Source organism: Streptomyces sp. NPDC048416 (assembly GCF_043200435.1).
Classification (GTDB): domain Bacteria; phylum Actinomycetota; class Actinomycetes; order Streptomycetales; family Streptomycetaceae; genus Streptomyces.
In genome coordinates this window covers 237,166-254,971 of sequence record NZ_JBICXU010000010.1, presented here as the reverse complement: position 1 = coordinate 254,971, position 17,806 = coordinate 237,166, and the positions used below count along the sequence as shown (strand labels likewise).

Genomic DNA, 17,806 nt, shown 5'->3' with positions numbered 1-17,806 from the left:
CCCAGACCCCATGCGGGGGCTCCGCCCCCTGCACCCCCGTTCGCGCCTGAACGGCGCTCGTCCTCAATCGCCGGACAGGCTGAAGATGCCCGAGCGGGCCGGCACGGCCCCTGCACCAGTGCCGCGAGGGGCGCGGGGAACTGCGCGAGAAGCGACCACGACCCGCGGTCGAAGGCGGGTTTCAGGGGCGGTGGCCGCGAGAGGCGATTCCGGTTGCCCTACAGGGGCGCGGGGAACTGCGCGACAAGCGACCACGGCCCGCGGTCGAAGGCGGGTTTCAGGGGCGGTGGCCGCGAGAGGCGATTCCGGTTGCCCTACAGGGGCGCGGGGAACTGCGCGACAAGCGACCACGGCCCGCGGTCGAAGGCGGGTTTCAGGGGCGGTGGCCGCGAGAGGCGATTCCGGTTGCCCTACAGGGGCGCGGGGAACTGCGCGAGAAGCGACCATGGCCCGCGGGCGGGAACGGGTTTCAGGGGCGCGGGGAACTGCGCGACAAGCGACCACGGCCCGCGGTCGAGATCGGGTTTCAGGGGCGCGGGGAACTGCGCGAACGGGCCGCACGCTCAAGGCCCCCTCCACTGAGCCCACCGCACGGTGAGCCCACCCACACGGTGAGGCACCCCTCCACCGAGCCCACCCGCACGGTGAGCCCACCCGCACGGTGAGGCACCCCTCCACCGAGCCGACCCGCAGGGTGGACGCACCCCACGCTGGGGCCCCCACCGAGCCGACCCGCAGGGTGGACGCACCCGAAGGCCCCCACCCCCCGGACGGGCTACGGCGTCCAGGCCGTGCCCACCCCCGGCACGAGTCGCCCGGACTTCACGTACTCCCGCCGCGCCCCCGTGCGCACATCGGACACGGTGACCGCGGAGCCCCGGCCCGCCGCGAGATAGCCCGCCGTCACCGCCGCGGAGCGAATCGCTCCGCCCGCGAGTTCGAACTCCTTCGCGCAGAGGTCGAGTTCCGCGGCAAGGCCGGGTTCCTGCGGCACACCCGCCAGGCAGCTGCGCCACAGCAGGGCGCGCAGTTCCACGTCGGGGAACGGGAAGTCGACGACCAGGTCGAGCCGCCGGGTGAAGGCCTCGTCGATGTTGGCCCGCAGGTTCGTCGTCAGGACCGCGATCCCGTCGAACGCTTCGAGGCGCTGGAGCAGATACGCGCTCTCCAGGTTCGCGTACCGGTCGTGCGAGCTCTTCACCTCCGACCGCTTGCCGAACACCGCGTCCGCCTCGTCGAACAGCAGCACCGAGTCGGTCCTGTCCGCCTCCGCGAAGATTTTCTCCAGGTTCTTCTCGGTCTCGCCGACGTACTTGTCGACGACGGACGACAGGTCCACCACATACAGGTCGAGTCCGAGCTCACCCGCGACGACCTCCGCCGCGAGCGTCTTGCCCGTGCCGGAGTCCCCCGCGAACAGTGCGACCACACCCCGGCCGCGCCCGCCGCCCGTACGAAGGCGCCACTCGCCGAGCACCCGGTCGCGGTGCCTGGCCCGTCCCGCCAGCTCCCGCAGCATCCCCAGCGGTTCCTCGGGCAGCACCAGGTCGGCGAAGCCTACGGCGGGCCTGACCCGGCGTGCGTGGCGGTCGAGCAGCGGAGCCGACAGCAGCCGGGCGCTCCGCTGGACGTGGCCGAGCCCCACCGGCACCCCTTCGAACCCGGCGAGTGCCTGGGCCCCCCTTGCGGCCCTGCGCACCTGCCCGGCGCCGAGCCGGTAAGGGCCGACCGCCTCCGCCAAGTCGCCCTCGTAGGAGGGGAGCTCTTCGGTCCAGGCGGTCAGCGGGTCGGTCTCGGCGGAGCTGTCCTCCAACGCGAGCAGCGCGGCGCCCGGCGCCCAGGTCGGATCGTAGGGCTGGGTCCCGGCGAAGACGACGGTCACGTCCGGCACCGCCAGCTCACGCACCAGCGGCCCCGGCTGCTCGTCCGGCAGCTCCACCACCACCGCCGTCCCGGCGCCACGCAGCCGGGCCTCGCGCAGCAGGGCGCGCGCCGCCGCACGGTCGGTGTGTTCGGGACGGTGGCGCAGCACGACCCGGCCCGCGCCGCGCAGCGCGGCGGTCACCGCGTCGGCGCCGCTGCCGGCCCTGCGCTCGCGCAGATGGACGGCGACGGGCCGCGGAGCACGGGCGATCCGCGCCGCGAGACCGTCGTCGGGGGCGCTGCCGCCGGGGGGAAGCACCTCGATGCCCGCGTCGCCCAGTGTGCCGTCCAGGGTGTCGTCGCCCAGCAGGTGGGCGACCACCCGTTCCGGGACGCGCAGGGCCCGGCCCGGCAGCGGCCGGTCCTCGTCCTCCAGGACCACGAGTCCCTGCGCGACCAGCGGCGCGGTGGGGTGGAAGCGGCCCCGTGCCTCGGGGTCGTGGGGGCCGGTCCCGGCGAGTTCCAGGGCGAGGGCCACCGAGGCCCTGCGGCGGCCGACGTCGTTGTTGAGATAGCCGTAAAGGACCTCGAAGCGGCGGTCCACGTCGGGGGCGAGCGCCGCGAGCAGCAGCAACGCGTCGAGCGCGCCGAGGCCGAAGCCCTCGGCCAGCGCCGCCAACCGGTCGCCGGGGACGGGACCCGACTCCCCCTCGGGGCCGATCGGTTCGACGTCCGACGCCAAGGCGACCTGCGCCGAAGCCGGTTGGGGCGCAGGCTCGGTGGCCAGGCGGGCCGCGGTGTCGGCCGATACGTACAGGCCGCGCAGCGGGTCCTGGGCCGTCGGGTCGTCGACGGAGCGGACCTCGACCAGCTCCGCGACCGAGGTGCGCAGGCGCTCCAGGCGGAGCAGCAGCGCGCGGGACGCCCCGTTCACCGACCGCCCCCGTCCCGGCCGGACCGCGTCACGCGAGGCTTGGCGTCGTCGGGCGTGGCGTCGTCGGGCTTGGCGTCACCGGGTGCGCCGTCCCGGCGGGACCGCATCATGCGGGGCTTGGCGTCGTCGGGCACACCGTCCCGGCCGCGCACGGTGATCACGCCCTCCGTCACCGGCGGCGCCACGTCGTACACCGGGGTGACGGGGAACGGCGTCGTGATCACCACGTCGAGCGAGGGCTTCAGCTCGCCGCCGAGCGCCGACCAGATGTCGGCGAGCGAGCGCGACTCGGCGGGCGGCACCGCGACGGTCAGCGGAATGCTCACCTGGTACGCCTCCAGGGCCGGCGGAACGTACTCGCCGGGCAGCATCTCGTGCGGCAGCAGACACGCCAACGCGCCCGAGAGCAACCGGTGTTCGTCCTCGGGCCGGCTCGTCCACGCCGTCAGGAGGTAGGAGAGCCGGTACCAGCGCGGCGGCTGGCGCCTGCGCAGCACCACCCCGTTGGCGTCGCGCTCCGCGTACGAGCCGCGCTCGCGGCGGGCCACGTCCTCGCGGATGTCGTACAGATAGGCGTTGAGGGTGGGGGTGTTGCGCCGGGCCGCCCAGTCGCGGGTGGGCGCCTCGAAGACGACGTCCCCCGTTCCCTCGGGCAGCGCCCCGCCGCGCAGGATGCGCCGCAGCGCCTCGTCGATTTCGTGGATCATTGAGCCAATTTCCCGAGTTCTCGGACACGGCCGGAACGCGGTGGTTCCGGCGGCGTTCGTGCGGTGACAGCCGTACCGGCCGGGTGCGTGGGGACGCCGCCGTGAGCGGGGCTCCGGCGGCCGGATGCTAGATGTAGCCCTCGCGCAGCGCGTAGGCCACGGCGTGCGCGCGGTTGGTGAGCTGAAGGCGGGTCATGAGGGCGTGCAGGATGTTCTTGACGGTGCGCTCCGAGTAGGCGAGCTTTTCGGAGATCTGCCGGGTGTCGAGACCCTCGGCGACCAGACGAAGCACGTCGACCTCGCGCGGCGCCATGCCGAACAGCGGGGCCGCGGAGGAGGACCCGGCCGACGCGGACGTGGTCTCCGAGCGGCGCAGTCGCCCCACCTGGACGAGCAGCCGGCTGATCAGGTCGGGCGGCAGTTCGCCCTCGCCGCGCGCCGCGCTGTGCACGGCCTTCAACAGGCGCTGCTCGGTGGCCTGGTGACGCCACAGAATGGCGCGCACCCCGTACTCGACCACGGTCAGGAGGTCGGGCTCGCGCAGTTCGCGGGCGATGAGCACCACGCGCTGCTCGCCGCCGCGCACGACCCTGCGCAGCTCGGCGGATGCGGTGTCGTCGACCTGGTCGACGAGCATGACGGCGACCGTGGGATCGGCCGGCCGGCCGTCCGTCTCGCGGGTGTCGCGGCTTTCGCGCAGGACCTCGACGGTGGGCTGGTGCTGAAGATGACTGATGACTCCGGCCCGGCTCAGCGGATCGGAGGCGTGAACGGTCACCGTGACACGATTCGCGAGCAATGGCATTTCCCTGTCCTTTCCTTCCCCGTGCGTACCGACCGGAACAGCTTGGCCGGGCCCGATCAACAGCGAATCAACAACCGTTGAATGGGCCACCGATCCGGTCACGCGGCGGCGCAAGCGTCAGGAAAGGTGGCGCCGGGCTCCGCCGCGGACGGGGAACGGCACACCCGTACCGCAGCCGCGACGGAACCTTGCGCCCTCAACTGGGCCCTCAGGCGGGCTTGTCCTCAAGGCGCGGGAAGAGCACCGCGCCCTTGGTGACCCGGGACCCGGCGGGCAGCGCGCCCCAGCGGCCCGCGTCCTGGACCCGCTGCGCGTCGAGCGCGCCGAGCACGGGCTCGGCGCCCAGCGAGTCCCACAGCTTCTGCGAGGTGTCCGGCATCACCGGGTTGAGCAGCACCGCGACGCCGCGCAGCGCCTCGGCGGCGGTGTACAGGATCGTCGCGAGCCGTGCCCGGCCCTCGGCGGATTCGTCCTTGGCGACCTTCCACGGCTCCTGCTCGGTGAGGTAGCCGTTGACCTGCTTGACGAAGTCGAAGACGGCCAGGATGCCGCCCTGGAAGTCGAGTTCGTCACCGATGCGCCGGTCCGCCTCCGCGACGGCCTGCGCCAGTCCCTCCCGCACGGCCGTCTCGGCATCCCCTTCGGCGGCCGACGCGGGCAGCTCGCCGCCGAAGTACTTGCCGACCATCGCCGCCACCCGCGACGCCAAGTTGCCGTAGTCGTTGGCGAGTTCGGAGGTGTAGCGGGCGGTGAAGTCCTCCCACGAGAACGAGCCGTCCTGGCCGAAGGCGATGGCCCGCAGGAAGTACCAGCGGTAGGCGTCCACGCCGAAGTGCGAGGTCAGATCCTGCGGCTTGATGCCGGTCAGATTGGACTTCGACATCTTCTCGCCGCCGACCATCAGCCAGCCGTTGGCCGCGACCCTGCCCGGCACCGGAAGGCCGTTGGCCATCAGCATCGCGGGCCAGATGATCGCATGGAAACGCAGGATGTCCTTGCCCACCAGGTGCACGTCGGCCGGGAAGATCTCCTCGAAGCGGTCCTGGTCGGCGCCGTAGCCGACCGCCGTCGCGTAGTTGAGCAGCGCGTCCACCCACACGTAGATGACGTGCTTGGTGTCCCACGGCACCGGCACGCCCCAGTCGAAGGTCGACCGGGAGATCGACAGGTCCTGAAGCCCCTGCCGCACGAAGTTCAGCACCTCGTTGCGGGCCGACTCGGGCTGGATGAAGCCCGGGTTCGCCTCGTAGAACTCAAGGAGCTTCGGGCCGTACTCGCTGAGCTTGAAGAAGTAGTTCTCCTCCTTGAGGAGTTCCACCGGCTTCTTGTGGATGGCGCAGAGCTCGGTGCCGTCCTCACCCTTGATCAGGTCGCCGGGGAGCTTGTACTCCTCGCAGCCCACGCAGTACGGGCCCTCGTAGCCGCCCTTGTAGATCTCGCCCTTGTCGTACAGGTCCTGCACGAACTCCTGCACCCGGTCGGTGTGCCGCTTCTGGGTCGTGCGGATGAAATCGTCGTTCCGGATGTTCAGGTGCTCCCACAGCGGCTGCCACGCCTCGCCGACGAGTTTGTCGCACCACTCCTGCGGGGTGACGCCGTTCGCCTCGGCCGTCCGCATGATCTTCTGGCCGTGCTCGTCCGTGCCCGTCAGGTACCACACCTTCTCGCCGCGCTGGCGGTGCCAGCGGGTGAGCACGTCACCGGCGACGGTGGTGTAGGCGTGGCCCAGGTGCGGGGCGTCGTTGACGTAGTAGATGGGCGTCGAAACGTAGTACGTCGGCGAAGGCATGCGCCAAATCCTATCCGCCGGCCCCGCCCGGCCCGCCCGGGATGTCCGGATGCCGGACGGATGCCGGGCGGATGCCGGGCGGCGGCCGGACGGTGGCCGAGCGGTGGCCGGGCCACGCCCTCTACGGGCGGTACGAGCTGAGCAGCCCCCGGTAGACCTCGGTGTCGCTCAGCTCGCGCGGCGCGGGCCCGGCGTGGAAGAACCCGACGTGGTCGTGCTCCTCCTCGGCCGTACGCAGGAAGTCGAACGCCTTCGAGTCGTCCTCGCCGAACGCCACGAACTGCCAGTACAGCGGCTTGTCCGCGACGTCGGCCAGCGCCTGGCGGGCGGGCAGCTTGGCGTCCGGGGCGCCGTCGGTCTGGAACACGACCAGCACCGGCCCCTCGTGCCGCGCCTTCTCGACGTGCTCGACGACCTCCTCGACCGCCCGGTGGTAACTGGTGCGGCCGAGCCGCCCGAGCCCGGCGTGCGTCTCGTCGACGAGTCCTTCGTACGCGTCGAGGGTGACGTCGACCGACCCGTCGATGTCGGTCGAGAAGAACACGGTGTGCACGGTGGCGTCCTCGTCCAGGTGCGCCGCGAGCGCGAGCACCTGGTCGGCGAGACCCTGGGCGCTGCCGTCCTTGTAGTACGGCCGCATCGACCCGGACCGGTCGAGCACGAGGTACACCTTGGCCCGCGCCCCACCGAGCCCCGCCTTCTTGAGCGCGGCCCCGGCGGCCTTGTACGCCCCCGCGAGCCCGGCCGCCCGCGACTTGATCCGGGCGGCGGAAACAGCGGGCTTGCCAGCGGCCTGCATGGCAGCAGGCTCGGCGTCGGGTTGTACGGGCTCGGGCTGTACGGGGGCGGCTTCGGCCTGGGCGGGCTCGGGCTCGGCTTCGGCTTCGGCCTGAAGGGGCTCGGGCTCGGGCTCCGGCTCCGGCTCCGGTGCGGCGACGGGCTCGGCCTCTACCTTCGCGGCCTCTACCTTCGCAGGCTCTACCTTCGCGGGCTCGGGCTCGGCGGTCGTCGACTCCTCGACCGACTCGGGCCCGGCCACCACCTTCTGCGGCTCCGGCTCCGGCTCCGGTTCCGTCTCCGTCTCCGTCTCCGGCTCCGGTTCAGCCACCTTCTCCGGCGCGGGCTGCGGCTGCGGCTTTGCCTCCGTGCGGGGCTGCGGCACCTCACCCACGACCGGCGCAGGGGTGGCGTCGGCCTTCGAGACGGCCGAAATGCCCGATGCGTCTGGAAGTTCCGAGGTATCCGGTGTATCCGGCGTATCCGGAGTGTTTGAGGTATCCGGGGTATCCGGGGTGTCCGTGGTGCCCGAGGCCGGGGCGGGTGGGCGGGGTCCGTCGAACGCGGCGGCCACCAGGGCCTCCGCCGCGGACAGGTCGTCGCTCCGGCCCGGTGCCGGAACGGCCGGAACGGAAGGCGCCGCGGCCTCGGCCGTGGTGGTGACCGGCGTCTCGGACGACTCCAGGGTGCGTTCCGTCTGGGGCGGTACGGAAGCCGCCGTCGCGTCGGCACGCTCCGCGCGATCGCGTCCGAACACCTTGCGCAGCAAGCTCCGAATGCCCATGGGCGAGGCCTTTCGCATGAGTTGGGTGCGATACGTACCGCGCTGCGCCAACAGGTCCGGGGTCCGATCCCTGGCCAGCGCGGACACGTAAGGTTAGCGACCCCGTCGGGGGTTTCCCGGAAAGGGGCCGGGGCAAGTCAGGGAACCTCAGCCCGCGCCCTGAGCGCGCCGGCGCAGGATCTGCTGGGCGGGGTCGCCCGTGTACACCCAGGGCACCAGAGCGACCCGCTCCCCGAGCAGGCCGACCAGCGCGGTGCCCTCCGGAGCCAGGCCCGCGCAACAGGCGGCGTGCGCAAGGTAGTTGAGCTCGGCGGCCTCCTCGACGCGCACGGGTCCCGGGGGCCGGCCGCCGAGCCAGCGGTCGTAGGTGCGCCGCAGTTCCGTCACTGCGAGTTCGTGGTTCCAGTGCTGGCCGAAGCCCCGTACCGGCTGCCCCTTCGCCGCCTCGGCGACGTAGCGGTATTCCTCGACGCGGGCGATCTGCACCAGGACCGGCAGCGGGGAGCCGGCCGGGGCGGCGCCCGCGGCGTCGCGCGCGAAGTCGTACATCGAGCCGTGGGTGCCGTGCCAGCGCGCCGAGAAGTAGCGCAGCATCTGGACGTGCCCCTCGAGGTGGTACGGGTCGCGTCGGCGCAACTCGTCCCACCAGGCGCGCAGTTCGCGCCGGGCGACCCCGCCGTCGTACAGCCGGACCACGGTGAGCAGCGAGGCCCAGGGCATGGGGTCGGCGGGGCGGGCGTCGGCGGCGCTCAGGCAGGCCATCACGGCGAAGTCGATGCGGTCGCGGTCGGTGCCGGCGCCGCGCCCGGCGGCGATGGCGGCGTTGAACACCCGGGTCACCTCGGTCGCGGCGCGCAGCACCGCCGCGTCCGGGTTGTCCGGCTCGGCGGCCCGCCAGGCCTCGACGATGGAGGACCCGGCGGCCGCGTTGGCGAGCAGCCTGATGCGGTGGGTGCGCAGCGGCCAGTTGTCGCCGGTGGCCCGCAGCAGGTCGCGTACGCCCTGCCAGCGGCCGATGACGATGTCGTGCCGGGCGACGGTGAGGGCGTGGTCGCCGAGGTCGGGGTCGAAGCGTAGGGGTGTCTTGCGTTCGGAGCGGCGGCGACGCAGTGCTGCCATCCGCGTACCGCCTCTCAGAAGTCGGTGGGGTGCCCGGCGTTGGCGTAGTCGGCGGGCCTGGTGGGTGAGGCGCGGTGCCCGGCGCCGGCCTCGAAGGAACGGGTGGCGTCGAGGCGGGCGGGACGGTAGTACGGGCTGCCCCGGCGCCAGTACCAGAGCATCGGGACGATCCCCGCGAGGAGGCTGCCGATGCCGATCGCCACCGCCGCGCCGCTGAGCCGGGTCAGCGAAAGGCCGAAGACGCAGAACATGAAGACCGAGCCGAGCAGCGGCCAGGCGCCGCCGAGCAGGAAGGAGCCGATGGATTCGGTGAGCGTCCTGCGGTAGGCGACGACCGCGGCGAGGCCGGCGAGGCCGTAGTAGAGGGTGGTCTGGAGGCCGATCGCGGCGAGCGCGTCGGCCATGATGTCCTGCACCGAGCCGAGCGCGTTGGAGGCGACGAACAGCAGCAGCGCCACCGCGCCGACGACGACGATCGCGACCCAGGGGGTGTTCCACCGCCGGTGTACGGCGCCGAGCGCGCCCGGCATCGTACGGTCGCGGCCCATCGCGAACAGGGAGCGGGTGACCTGGATGAGGGTGGTCTCCAGGGTGGCGATGGTGGAGAGGACCACGGCGAGCGCCATGAGCTTGCCGCCGGCGCCGGGCCAGATCCGCTCACCGAGTACGGCCAGGACGTCGGACTGGCCGTTGGTGATCTCGTCACCGGTGAGCAGGGCGTCGGTGGCGACGGTGAAGGCGACGAACAGGGCGAGGACGACGCCGACGCCGACGAGGGCGGCGAGTCCGGCGGTGCGGCGGCTGTCGCGGGTCTCCTCGCTGAGGTTGCTTGTGACGTCCCAGCCCCAGTAGGAGAAGGCGGCGATGAGGGTGCCCGAGGCGAACCCTGAGACGCCGTCGAAGTGGCTGAACCCGAGCCAGGACCAGTCGAAGGGGACGGCGCCGCGGCCCTCGTCGACCCGGATGAGCGCGGCGGCGGCGAAGCCGAGGAGGATGGTCAACTCGGCCCCGGAAATGAGCAGTTGGGTTCCAGCGGAGAGGCGGGCGCCGCCCAGGACAACCCCCAGCATCAGCAGGAACCAGCCGGCGCCGGTGGCGGTGGCGAGCGCGGTGTTGTGGGCGAGGCCCGGGTCGAGGAGGCCGAGGGTCATCTGCCCGGCGGGCAGGGAGCCGGCCACCATGAAGAGGGTGGCGGCGACCACGAGCGCCCAGCCGCTGATGAACCCGAGGAAGGGGTGGAGGGTGCGTCCCACCCAGGAGTACGCGGCGCCCGCGTTGACGTCGATCCGGCCGAGCCGCCCGAAGGCGAGCACGATGCCGAGCATGGGTATCGCGCAGTACAGCAGTGCGGCGGGGCCGGCGAGTCCGGCGGCCCCGACCAGTACGGTGGTGGTGGCGGCCAGCGAGTAGGCGGGCGCGCTGCCCGCCACCGCCATGACAACGGTGTCGAACGTGGACAGGACGTTGGGCTGGAGCCCTCTGCCACTGGTGCTGCTGCTCATGGCCGAACATCCTTTGACGGCAAGACATATGGCGGTATGTCATCTGCGCCGGGCGCGGCGGTCGCGCGCGACACCCGGAGTCGACGGCATCGTAGTCGCCGGGACGACCCCGGGCCCGCCCACGCCTGCCCGCGCAGTTCCCCACGCCGTGAAACCCGCCTTCGCGCGGGGGCGGTGGTCGCGTTTCGTGCAGGTCCCCACGGCCCTTGAGGGGTGGGTTTTCGGGTGCGGGTTGTGGACGGTTGCTCGCGCAGTTCCTCGCGCCCCTTGTAGGACCGGTTTCGGGTGCGGGCCGTGCGTGGCTTTTCGCGCAGTTCCCCGCGCCCCTTGAGGGGCTGGCTTTCGTCCGCGGGTCGTGGGTTCTTCTCGCGCAGTTCCTCGCGCCCCTGTCAGCACTGGTGCAGGGGCCGTGCTGGCCTGCTCGGGCATCCTCAGCCTGTCCGGCGATTGAGGACGAGCGCCGTTCAGGCGCGAAACGGGGGTGCAGGGGGCGGAGCCCCCGCAGGGGGTCTGGGGCGCAGCCCCAGGGGGCTGGACCTTCCGGCATCCGTCACGGGCGGGTGGGTGGGAGAACCCCCCGGGGTCCGGGGCGCAGCCCCAGGGGGTGGTGCGCTGGGCGGAGCCGGCCCCGGCCGCGCTAATGCCTGCCCCGCTCCGCCAGCCAGGCGCGGTAGGGGGGCGAGGACGCCGCCGCCTCCCAGTACGCCGCTTCCAGGTCCGCCCCCACCCCCGCGAGCGTCCCCCCGTACGCCCCGCTGCGGACCGCCAGGAGCAGCCGTACGCCCAGAGGGTCGCCGCGCAGGGGCCGGATGGCCAGGTCAGCGCGGGGGAGGGAGGTGGGCTGGCACAGGGTGACGACCTCGCCCGTGGCGACGAGGCCGGCCGCCGTCAGGTAATCGCCTTGCAGGACACGGGGGTTGAGGCCGGCCGCGTTCAGGACGCGACGCAGCCCCTCCCACTCGCCGTCGACGCTCGGGTCGATCATCCACCGGTCCGCGGCGAGGTCGGTCAGGTCCACGACGGGGTGGCGGGCCGCGGGGTGGTCGGCGGCCAGGCACACGAACTGGGGCTCGCGTTCCATCAGGGTGCGCAGGTCGAGGCCCGGCGGAACGCGCAGCGGGCAGCCCTCCACCTCGTGCACGAACGCCACGTCGAGCTCGCCCGCCGCGACCCGGCGCAGCAGCGCGGTGGCCGAAACCGCCACCTGGAGTTCCGTCGCGGTGCCCGGCAGCCGCTCCCGTAGCCGGCGCAGCCAGCCGGGGATGGCGCGGCTCGCGGTGGAGCCGATGCGCAGCCGCTCACCGGATTCGGCGCGGGCGGCCGCGGCCCGCGTCTCGGTGACCAGCGCGCCGAGCGCCGCGAGCAGCGGCCGGGCCCGGCCCACCACGCTCCGGCCGAGGACCGTGGGCACACAGCCGGTGCGCTCGCGCGAGAAGAGCCGTCCGCCCAACGTCTTCTCGATGCGGCGCAGTTGCGTGGTCAGCGCGGGCTGGCTCGTGCCGAGGGCCCGGGCGGCGCCGTGCAGACTGCCGGTGTCGGCGATGGCGCACAGCACCCTCAGATGTCTCACCTCCAGCTCCATGCGGCAGAGGTTAAGGCGCGCCAAATGATCGCACCAGGTGGCCAAAACCGCTCTGATACGCGGGAGTTATCGCAGATCGGCATCATTCCCGTACGTCGCTGTGGCCTCCACAATCACCGGGACGACGCCGCCGCAGGGTGACGGCGTGCCGTCGGCGCAGCGACCGATCAGTGAACCCCCACCCCGGGCCCGGCCCACCCAGCCGGACACGGATCCCCCAACGATTGGTAACCCCCCATGAGACACCCCCGTACCTTTGCCGTGACCGCTGCCCTGGGCCTGGCCCTCGCCGGTTTCGGCGCGATCCCCGCCACCGCCGCCACCCCGTCTTCCGCCGCCCCCGGCGCGGGCGCGCACTTCACCGCGGGCGGCAAGCACTCCGCCGCCAATGACCAGGCGTTCTACCGCGCGGTCATGAAGTCGGTCGCCAAGAAGCGCGCCGCCAACCCGCTCGCCGCCTCGGTGACCGTGTACTACAGCGCCGCCAACGCCCCCACCTTCCGCTCGCAGATATCGCAGGCCGCGCAGATCTGGAACTCCTCGGTGCAGAACGTCCGGCTCGCCGAGAGCAGCGGGGGCGCCGACTTCACGTACTACGAGGGCAACGACACGCAGAACGGTTCGTACGCCTCGACCGACGGGCACGGCAACGGGTACATCTTCCTGGACTACAGCCAGAACCAGCAGTACTACTCGGTGCGGGTCGTCGCGCACGAGACCGGGCACGTGCTCGGGCTCCCCGACCACTACTCCGGCCCGTGCAGCGAGCTCATGTCCGGCGGTGGCCCCGGTACGTCGTGCCGCAACGCCTACCCGAACAGCACGGAGAAGTCCCGGGTGAACAGCCTGTGGCGCAACGGGCTCGCCTCGGCGTTCAAGTCCGCCGCGTAAGCCTCTGGCAGCATGGGGGGGATGCCGCAGCTCTCCGTCTCCCCGCGCCGTACTTGCCCGTCCTGCGGTCGCTCCGTCGCCGTGGTGGCGGGCAAGTTCGTGCGTCACGATCCTCGTACGCGGGAGGGGGTCGAGCTGACCCTCTGCCCGGGCTCCAAGCGGCGTGCCCCGGCGGACGCCGCCCAACGAACCCTGGACGGTTTCGAACTCCCCCCAACCCCGGGCCAGCTCCCCCTCTTCTGAGCCAGCGCCCCGGGGTCTGCACCCCAGACCCCGGGCGGGGGCTCCGCCCCCTGCACCCCCGGTTCGCGCCTGAACGGCGCTCGTCCTCAATCGCCGGACGGGCTGAGGATGCCTCCGCTCGCACCCTGCCAGGGGCGCGGGGAACGGCGCGAGAAGCGACCACGGCCCGCGGACGAGAACGGGTTGCAGGGGCGCGAGGAACTGCGCGAGACGCGGGCACGGCCGGCAGGCCGCGGACGGGTTCAGGGGCGCGAAGAACTACGCGACAAGCCAGCCACGGCCCATAGGGGGCGACGGGTTTCAGGGGCGCGGGAACTGCGCGAGACGCGGGCACGGCCGGCAGGCTGAGGACGGGTTCAGGGGCGCGAAGAACTACGCGACAAGCCAGCCACGGCCCATAGGGGGCGACGGGTTTCAGGGGCGCGGGGACTGCGTGAGAGGGTTGCGCCGGGCTCCGGGCCTAGGGGCGGGGGGACGCGACCGATCGGGCGGCCAGGACCTCTTGGCGGAGTGGGGCCAGGACACCCTCGTCGTCCCCCGAGAGGGAAACCCGTACCGCCACAAGTACCTCGCTGCGCCGCAGCCCCGCCGCCAACTCCCTCAGCTGGACCACGATTTCCCCGGCCTCGCCGGCCGCAGGCCACCCCGCCCCGTGGTCGACCCGGACCCGCGCCGCCGTCGTCGCGTCCACGACCCGCTCGACCGCGACGACGAGCGGCCACCACGCGGCGGCCCGCGCCCCCATGGGCGGCGGTTCCGTCAACGCCCGCTGGAATTCGCTGCGTACGGTCGACAGATCCCGGTACAGACGGCGCCTGCGGCGGGCCCGCTCGGTGCGGTCGTCCTCGGGGCCGAAGGCGTACTCCACGTACGCCGCCGTCGCCGCGACCGCGTCCGCGAGCCGGGCCCCGACGCGGGTGTGCCAGCTCTCGGGCCACAGCACATACCCCGCCACCAGCGCGATCGCGCAGCCGATGAGGCTGTCGGTGAGGCGCGGCAGGACCAGGTCGAAGCCCTGGTGGTTGAGGGTGTCGGAGAGCAGCAGGATCACCGGCGTGATGGCCGCGGTCTGGAAGGCGTACCCCTTCGCGGAGAACGCCGGGATGAGCGCCGCCAACAGCATGATCACCGGCACGTCCCACCACCCGCGCGGCACCTCCGCAAGGACGGCCGCCGCGATGACGAGGCCGCCCGCGGTGCCGATCGCCCGCATCAGGGCGCGCGCGAAGACCGAGCCGAAGTCGGGTTTGAGGACGAAGACGATGGTGAGGGCGACCCAGTACGAGCGCTCCACCGGGACCACCGACACCAGCACCTGGGCGAGCCCGATGCACAGCGCGAGGCGCAGGCCGTAGCGCCAGGAGGCGCCGGACAGCAGGACGTTGCGGGTGGCGCGGCGCAGCCGGATGCGCAGCGCGGCGGGGCGGCCGAGCCGGTCGTCGACGTTGGTCAGGTCGGGGTCGGGGTGGTGCACCACGGCGAAGGCGTGCCGCAGCGCGGCGTCCAGGGCGCGTTCGGCCGGGGTGGCGGGCGGGGGCAGGTCCGGCTCGACGGGGCAGGTGCGGCCTTCGTCGACCGCGTCCGCCAACTGCCGTACGGCGGCCGGGATCGCGGGGTCCACGCCCCAGCCGCGCAGGTGCACGGCGGGGGCCGCCTCCACGATCGGGATGACCACGTTGAGCTGGGCCAGCAGACGCACCAGCTCGCCGCGGCGCCCGTGTTCGCGGGCACGGCGGCCCAGGATCAGGTCGTAGGTGGTGTTGAGGGAGTGCGTGACGGCCTGACGGCGGGTGTCGTACGCGTCGGTCGCCGCGGCTTCGACGGCCGCGGCGACGGCCCGGTAGGTCCCTGCGACGGCGGCGCGTTCGGGTTCGGTGCGGCGCAGTGGCCAGCCGAGCAGGCTCAGGAGCAGGACGAACAGGCCGCCCAGGCTGAGCAGGAGCGGCGCCTTCCACCAGGGGCCGGGCATGGGCAGGCCCGCTCCGACGACCGCGTTGAGCAGGAGCAGCAGCCCGGACACGGAGGCGACCGCGCCGATCGAGGAGATCATCCCGGACACCAGGGCGACCAGGGTGAGCGCGCCCACCGCGAGCCAGCCGTGTCCGAAGACCTGGCTGCCGACGGTCACGCCGATCGCGCCGAACAGCTGCGGCACGGCGATGTTCAGGATCCGCATCCGGTACGCGTCGGCGGTGTCGCCGATGACTCCGCTGAGCGCACCCATGGAGGCGAGCGCGCCGTACGCGCTCTGTCCGCTCGCGAGGCCCACGGCGAGCGGCGCGGCCATGGCGATCGCGGCGCGGGCGACGGCCGGCCAGGGGACGGGGGTGGGGGCGGGACGCAGTCCCCCGATGAGCCACTCCGGGGGCGACGGGAATCCGGCCCGCCCGCCGCTGCCCATCCGTTTCTGATCAGCCATGAACATACGACACCGCAAAAGGATCACTTGGCGCAAACGGGGCGGCCAACGGAAGCGTTCATGTTGTCCACAGGTTGTGGATAAATTTTGGGGTTTGTGTGACGGTCGGGGTGTCGTGCGCCCGCCCGGCCTTCACGGTCGCGGCGTCGGCCGGCCGCCGCCCTGCACCCGTCCGCCTCCGCCCCCCGCGTCCGCCTCCGGCCCCCCGCGTCCGCCCCCGACCGTCCCCGTCCGCCCCCACCCGCTATCCGCCGTACAGCCCGAGCGTCACGAGGAGCGCGCGGTGGTCGGTGCCGCGCAGGGTGAGGAAGCGCGCCGATGTCGCCTTGAAGTCGCCGCTCACCAGGACATGATCGATCTGCGTACGTACCGGGCTGGTCCGGTCGGCCGGCCAGGTCCAGGCGTGCGCCTGTCCGGTGAGCCGGGCACTGTCGTGCAGGGCGCCCCCGTCGAGTACCGAACGGAACAGCGCGTGGTCCTGGGTGGCGTTGAAGTCCCCGGCGAGGATGACCGGCCGGCCCCTCGCCGATGCGGCGAACTCCCCTATTCTGCCCAGCTCTTGACGCCATGTCTTGTCGTGCCCGGGGAGCGGTGGCATGGGGTGCGCGAGCTGGAGCCGTACGTCGCGCCCGCCGATCGTGGCGACCGCGCCCGGCATCGCCATCTCCGACGCGATGGGCTCGGCCGGCTTGAGCGGGAAGCGGCTGAGGATGGCGGAGCCCGCCGAACCGTCCTCGCGTACGACGTCACGGTAGGGATAGTCCGAGGCCGGCACGCGTGCGGCGAGCGCGTCGGAGCAGCGGAAGCCGCACTCCTCGACGAACACGAGGCCGGGCCGCTCGCGCTTGACCGTGGCGACCAGATCGTCCGTCGCCCACCCGAACTCGGTGTTGGAGGTGAGCACGGACAACTCGGCGAGGACCGCCCCCTTCGGCCGGGTCGTGGCGTCCCCGTACGGCTGGGTGTACCAGCCGGTGACCGCGAGCACCGCCACCCCCCACACCATCCCGGTGCGCCACCGGCCGAGCGCCGCGAGCGCGAGCCCCGCGCCGCCGGGCACGAGCAGCCAGGGCAGGAATGCGAGGGCCTGGGGCACCGGTGTCACCCCGTCCGAACCCGCGACCCGGCAGCCCACCACCGCGCTCACCCCGGCCAGCAGGAGCGCCCCGGCCAGCGAGGACACCACACGCCAGGGACGGCGCCGCCGTACGTCCGCCACCGCGCGGTCCGCCACGGTCCTGGTGCCCAGGGTCTCCAAGGCGGCCTGCCTCCCGCTAGCCGGTCAGGGCATTCGCATCCTGCCGTAAAGACGGCCCGGCGCCGGGGACGGTTGCTCAAGCCTTTGCCCGCGCGCCGCACTTGGCACGCACCGACACCCGCGGCCGGTCAGGTGCCGTCCGACGACCCGGCCGCACCCGACCCCGGTGTTCACCCCGGGGTCGGCCCCGGTCCCTGCCCCGGTCCAGGACCCGGCCCTGGTCCAGGCCCCGGCCCCGATGCCTGCCCCGGCCCCTCGGTGGACGTACGGTCCCGCCCCCGCACCCGGCCCGCGAGCCACGCGCCGCATGCGAGCGCCAGCCCGAACACGAGGACGGCCCACGCCGCCGTGCTGAGGACATCGGTGAGCGCGTCGTACACCGCGCCCGCCGCCGACGGGTCGGAGTCCGCGGGCAGCCCGTCGAGCGTGAGCGACCTGCCGACGGCGACCAGCACGCGCAGGACCGCCGCGCCGACGGCGAGCCCTGCCCCCACCCCGATGAGTGCGCGGCGGCGGCGCACCGCGACGAGCACCGCCCCGCCCGCCGCCGCCAGGCAGGCGACCGCACCCCACACGCCGATGCGCCGGAGCCACCGGAAAACGGTGCGGACCGGGCCGAGTTTCGTCGAATCGGCGACGGTGAGATCGGTACGTTCCACCGGGATCCTGTTCGCGAACGGCACGCCCTGTGCCTCCAGTTCGGACTTGACCTGCTCGATCGCCGGAGCCAGGTCGATGCGTACGTCGTTGCCGCCGCCGTTCTCGGTGAGGGCGGACACGACACTCGCGTGGGCGGCCCGATTGGCGGTGTTCCACACGGCCTGGAAGGCGGCGGTGGTGGTGAACGAACGGACGGCCCCGCCGATCAGCGCGGCCACTGAGGCCTGGAGCGGTCCCGCGTCGATGTTCTTCGTGATGGCGTCGGTGATCCGGGAGGCCACCGCGCCCCGCACGGCCTCGTCGTGGGCGAGCGGCGCCATGGCGGCGACGTACCGGTCGCTGTCGGCGATCTCCGTCTTCGCCCAGGCGGCGATCGCTCCGAGCGGTACCAGGACGGCCGCCAGGACGATCAGCACCGCCGACAGGAAGCTGCGCACCCGTCCACGTAATCCCGGGTTGCCCATCGGCGCGCG

13 protein-coding genes are annotated in these 17,806 nt (G+C 73.0%); 2 read left to right on the top strand and 11 right to left on the bottom strand.

From position 1 onward, the window contains the following. Positions 1-775 precede the first annotated feature (775 nt). The 8 genes from ACGFW5_RS16280 to ACGFW5_RS16245 all read right to left on the bottom strand — a co-directional run bounded on the left by ACGFW5_RS16280 (position 776) and on the right by ACGFW5_RS16245 (position 11,862). Entirely contained in the window at positions 776-2,797 is a 2,022-nt protein-coding gene (locus ACGFW5_RS16280; protein ID WP_393834879.1) for an ATP-binding protein, read from the bottom strand. Then, the gene (locus ACGFW5_RS16275; RefSeq protein WP_393834878.1) at positions 2,794-3,504 is read right to left on the bottom strand and encodes a DUF4255 domain-containing protein; all 711 of its coding nucleotides are present in this window, start codon (positions 3,502-3,504) and stop codon (positions 2,794-2,796) included. The genes ACGFW5_RS16280 and ACGFW5_RS16275 overlap by 4 nt, the downstream gene beginning before the upstream one ends. Before the next feature lie 127 nt (positions 3,505-3,631). Further along, a complete protein-coding gene (locus ACGFW5_RS16270; protein ID WP_393834877.1) occupies positions 3,632-4,309 on the bottom strand; it encodes a response regulator transcription factor in 678 nt (225 codons plus the stop codon). 208 nt (positions 4,310-4,517) lie between these two features. Further along, entirely contained in the window at positions 4,518-6,098 is a 1,581-nt protein-coding gene (gene metG, locus ACGFW5_RS16265; RefSeq protein ID WP_393834876.1) for a methionine--tRNA ligase, read from the bottom strand. Positions 6,099-6,219: 121 nt separating this feature from the next. Next, positions 6,220-7,659 carry a VWA domain-containing protein gene (locus tag ACGFW5_RS16260; protein WP_393834875.1) on the bottom strand — a complete coding sequence of 480 codons (1,440 nt, stop codon included), beginning with the start codon at positions 7,657-7,659 and terminating at the stop codon, positions 6,220-6,222. Positions 7,660-7,806: 147 nt separating this feature from the next. Then, positions 7,807-8,778, bottom strand: coding sequence for a hypothetical protein (locus ACGFW5_RS16255; RefSeq protein WP_393834874.1), 972 nt, complete (start codon positions 8,776-8,778; stop codon positions 7,807-7,809). 14 nt (positions 8,779-8,792) lie between these two features. Then, on the bottom strand, positions 8,793-10,280 hold the full coding sequence (locus tag ACGFW5_RS16250; protein ID WP_393834873.1) for an APC family permease: 1,488 nt from the start codon (positions 10,278-10,280) through the stop codon (positions 8,793-8,795). 637 nt (positions 10,281-10,917) lie between these two features. Beyond that, positions 10,918-11,862, bottom strand: a complete 945-nt coding sequence (locus ACGFW5_RS16245) for a LysR family transcriptional regulator (protein WP_393834872.1) — start codon at positions 11,860-11,862, stop codon at positions 10,918-10,920. 237 nt (positions 11,863-12,099) lie between these two features. Between ACGFW5_RS16245 and snpA the strand changes: the two genes are divergently transcribed. Both snpA and ACGFW5_RS16235 read left to right on the top strand, forming a co-directional pair. Next, a complete protein-coding gene (gene snpA, locus ACGFW5_RS16240) occupies positions 12,100-12,753 on the top strand; it encodes a snapalysin (protein WP_393834871.1) in 654 nt (217 codons plus the stop codon). A gap of 21 nt (positions 12,754-12,774) precedes the next feature. Continuing rightward, positions 12,775-12,996: a hypothetical protein gene (locus tag ACGFW5_RS16235; protein ID WP_393834870.1), complete on the top strand. Its 222-nt coding sequence runs from the start codon at positions 12,775-12,777 to the stop codon at positions 12,994-12,996. 460 nt (positions 12,997-13,456) lie between these two features. Here ACGFW5_RS16235 and ACGFW5_RS16230 read toward each other — a convergent pair whose 3' ends face one another. The 3 genes from ACGFW5_RS16230 to ACGFW5_RS16220 all read right to left on the bottom strand — a co-directional run bounded on the left by ACGFW5_RS16230 (position 13,457) and on the right by ACGFW5_RS16220 (position 17,770). Continuing rightward, on the bottom strand, positions 13,457-15,415 hold the full coding sequence (locus tag ACGFW5_RS16230; RefSeq protein WP_393834869.1) for an FUSC family protein: 1,959 nt from the start codon (positions 15,413-15,415) through the stop codon (positions 13,457-13,459). Positions 15,416-15,659: 244 nt separating this feature from the next. After that, positions 15,660-16,673 carry an endonuclease/exonuclease/phosphatase family protein gene (locus tag ACGFW5_RS16225; protein WP_393834868.1) on the bottom strand — a complete coding sequence of 338 codons (1,014 nt, stop codon included), beginning with the start codon at positions 16,671-16,673 and terminating at the stop codon, positions 15,660-15,662. 170 nt (positions 16,674-16,843) lie between these two features. Continuing rightward, a complete protein-coding gene (locus ACGFW5_RS16220) occupies positions 16,844-17,770 on the bottom strand; it encodes a hypothetical protein (protein ID WP_393834867.1) in 927 nt (308 codons plus the stop codon). Positions 17,771-17,806 lie beyond the last annotated feature (36 nt).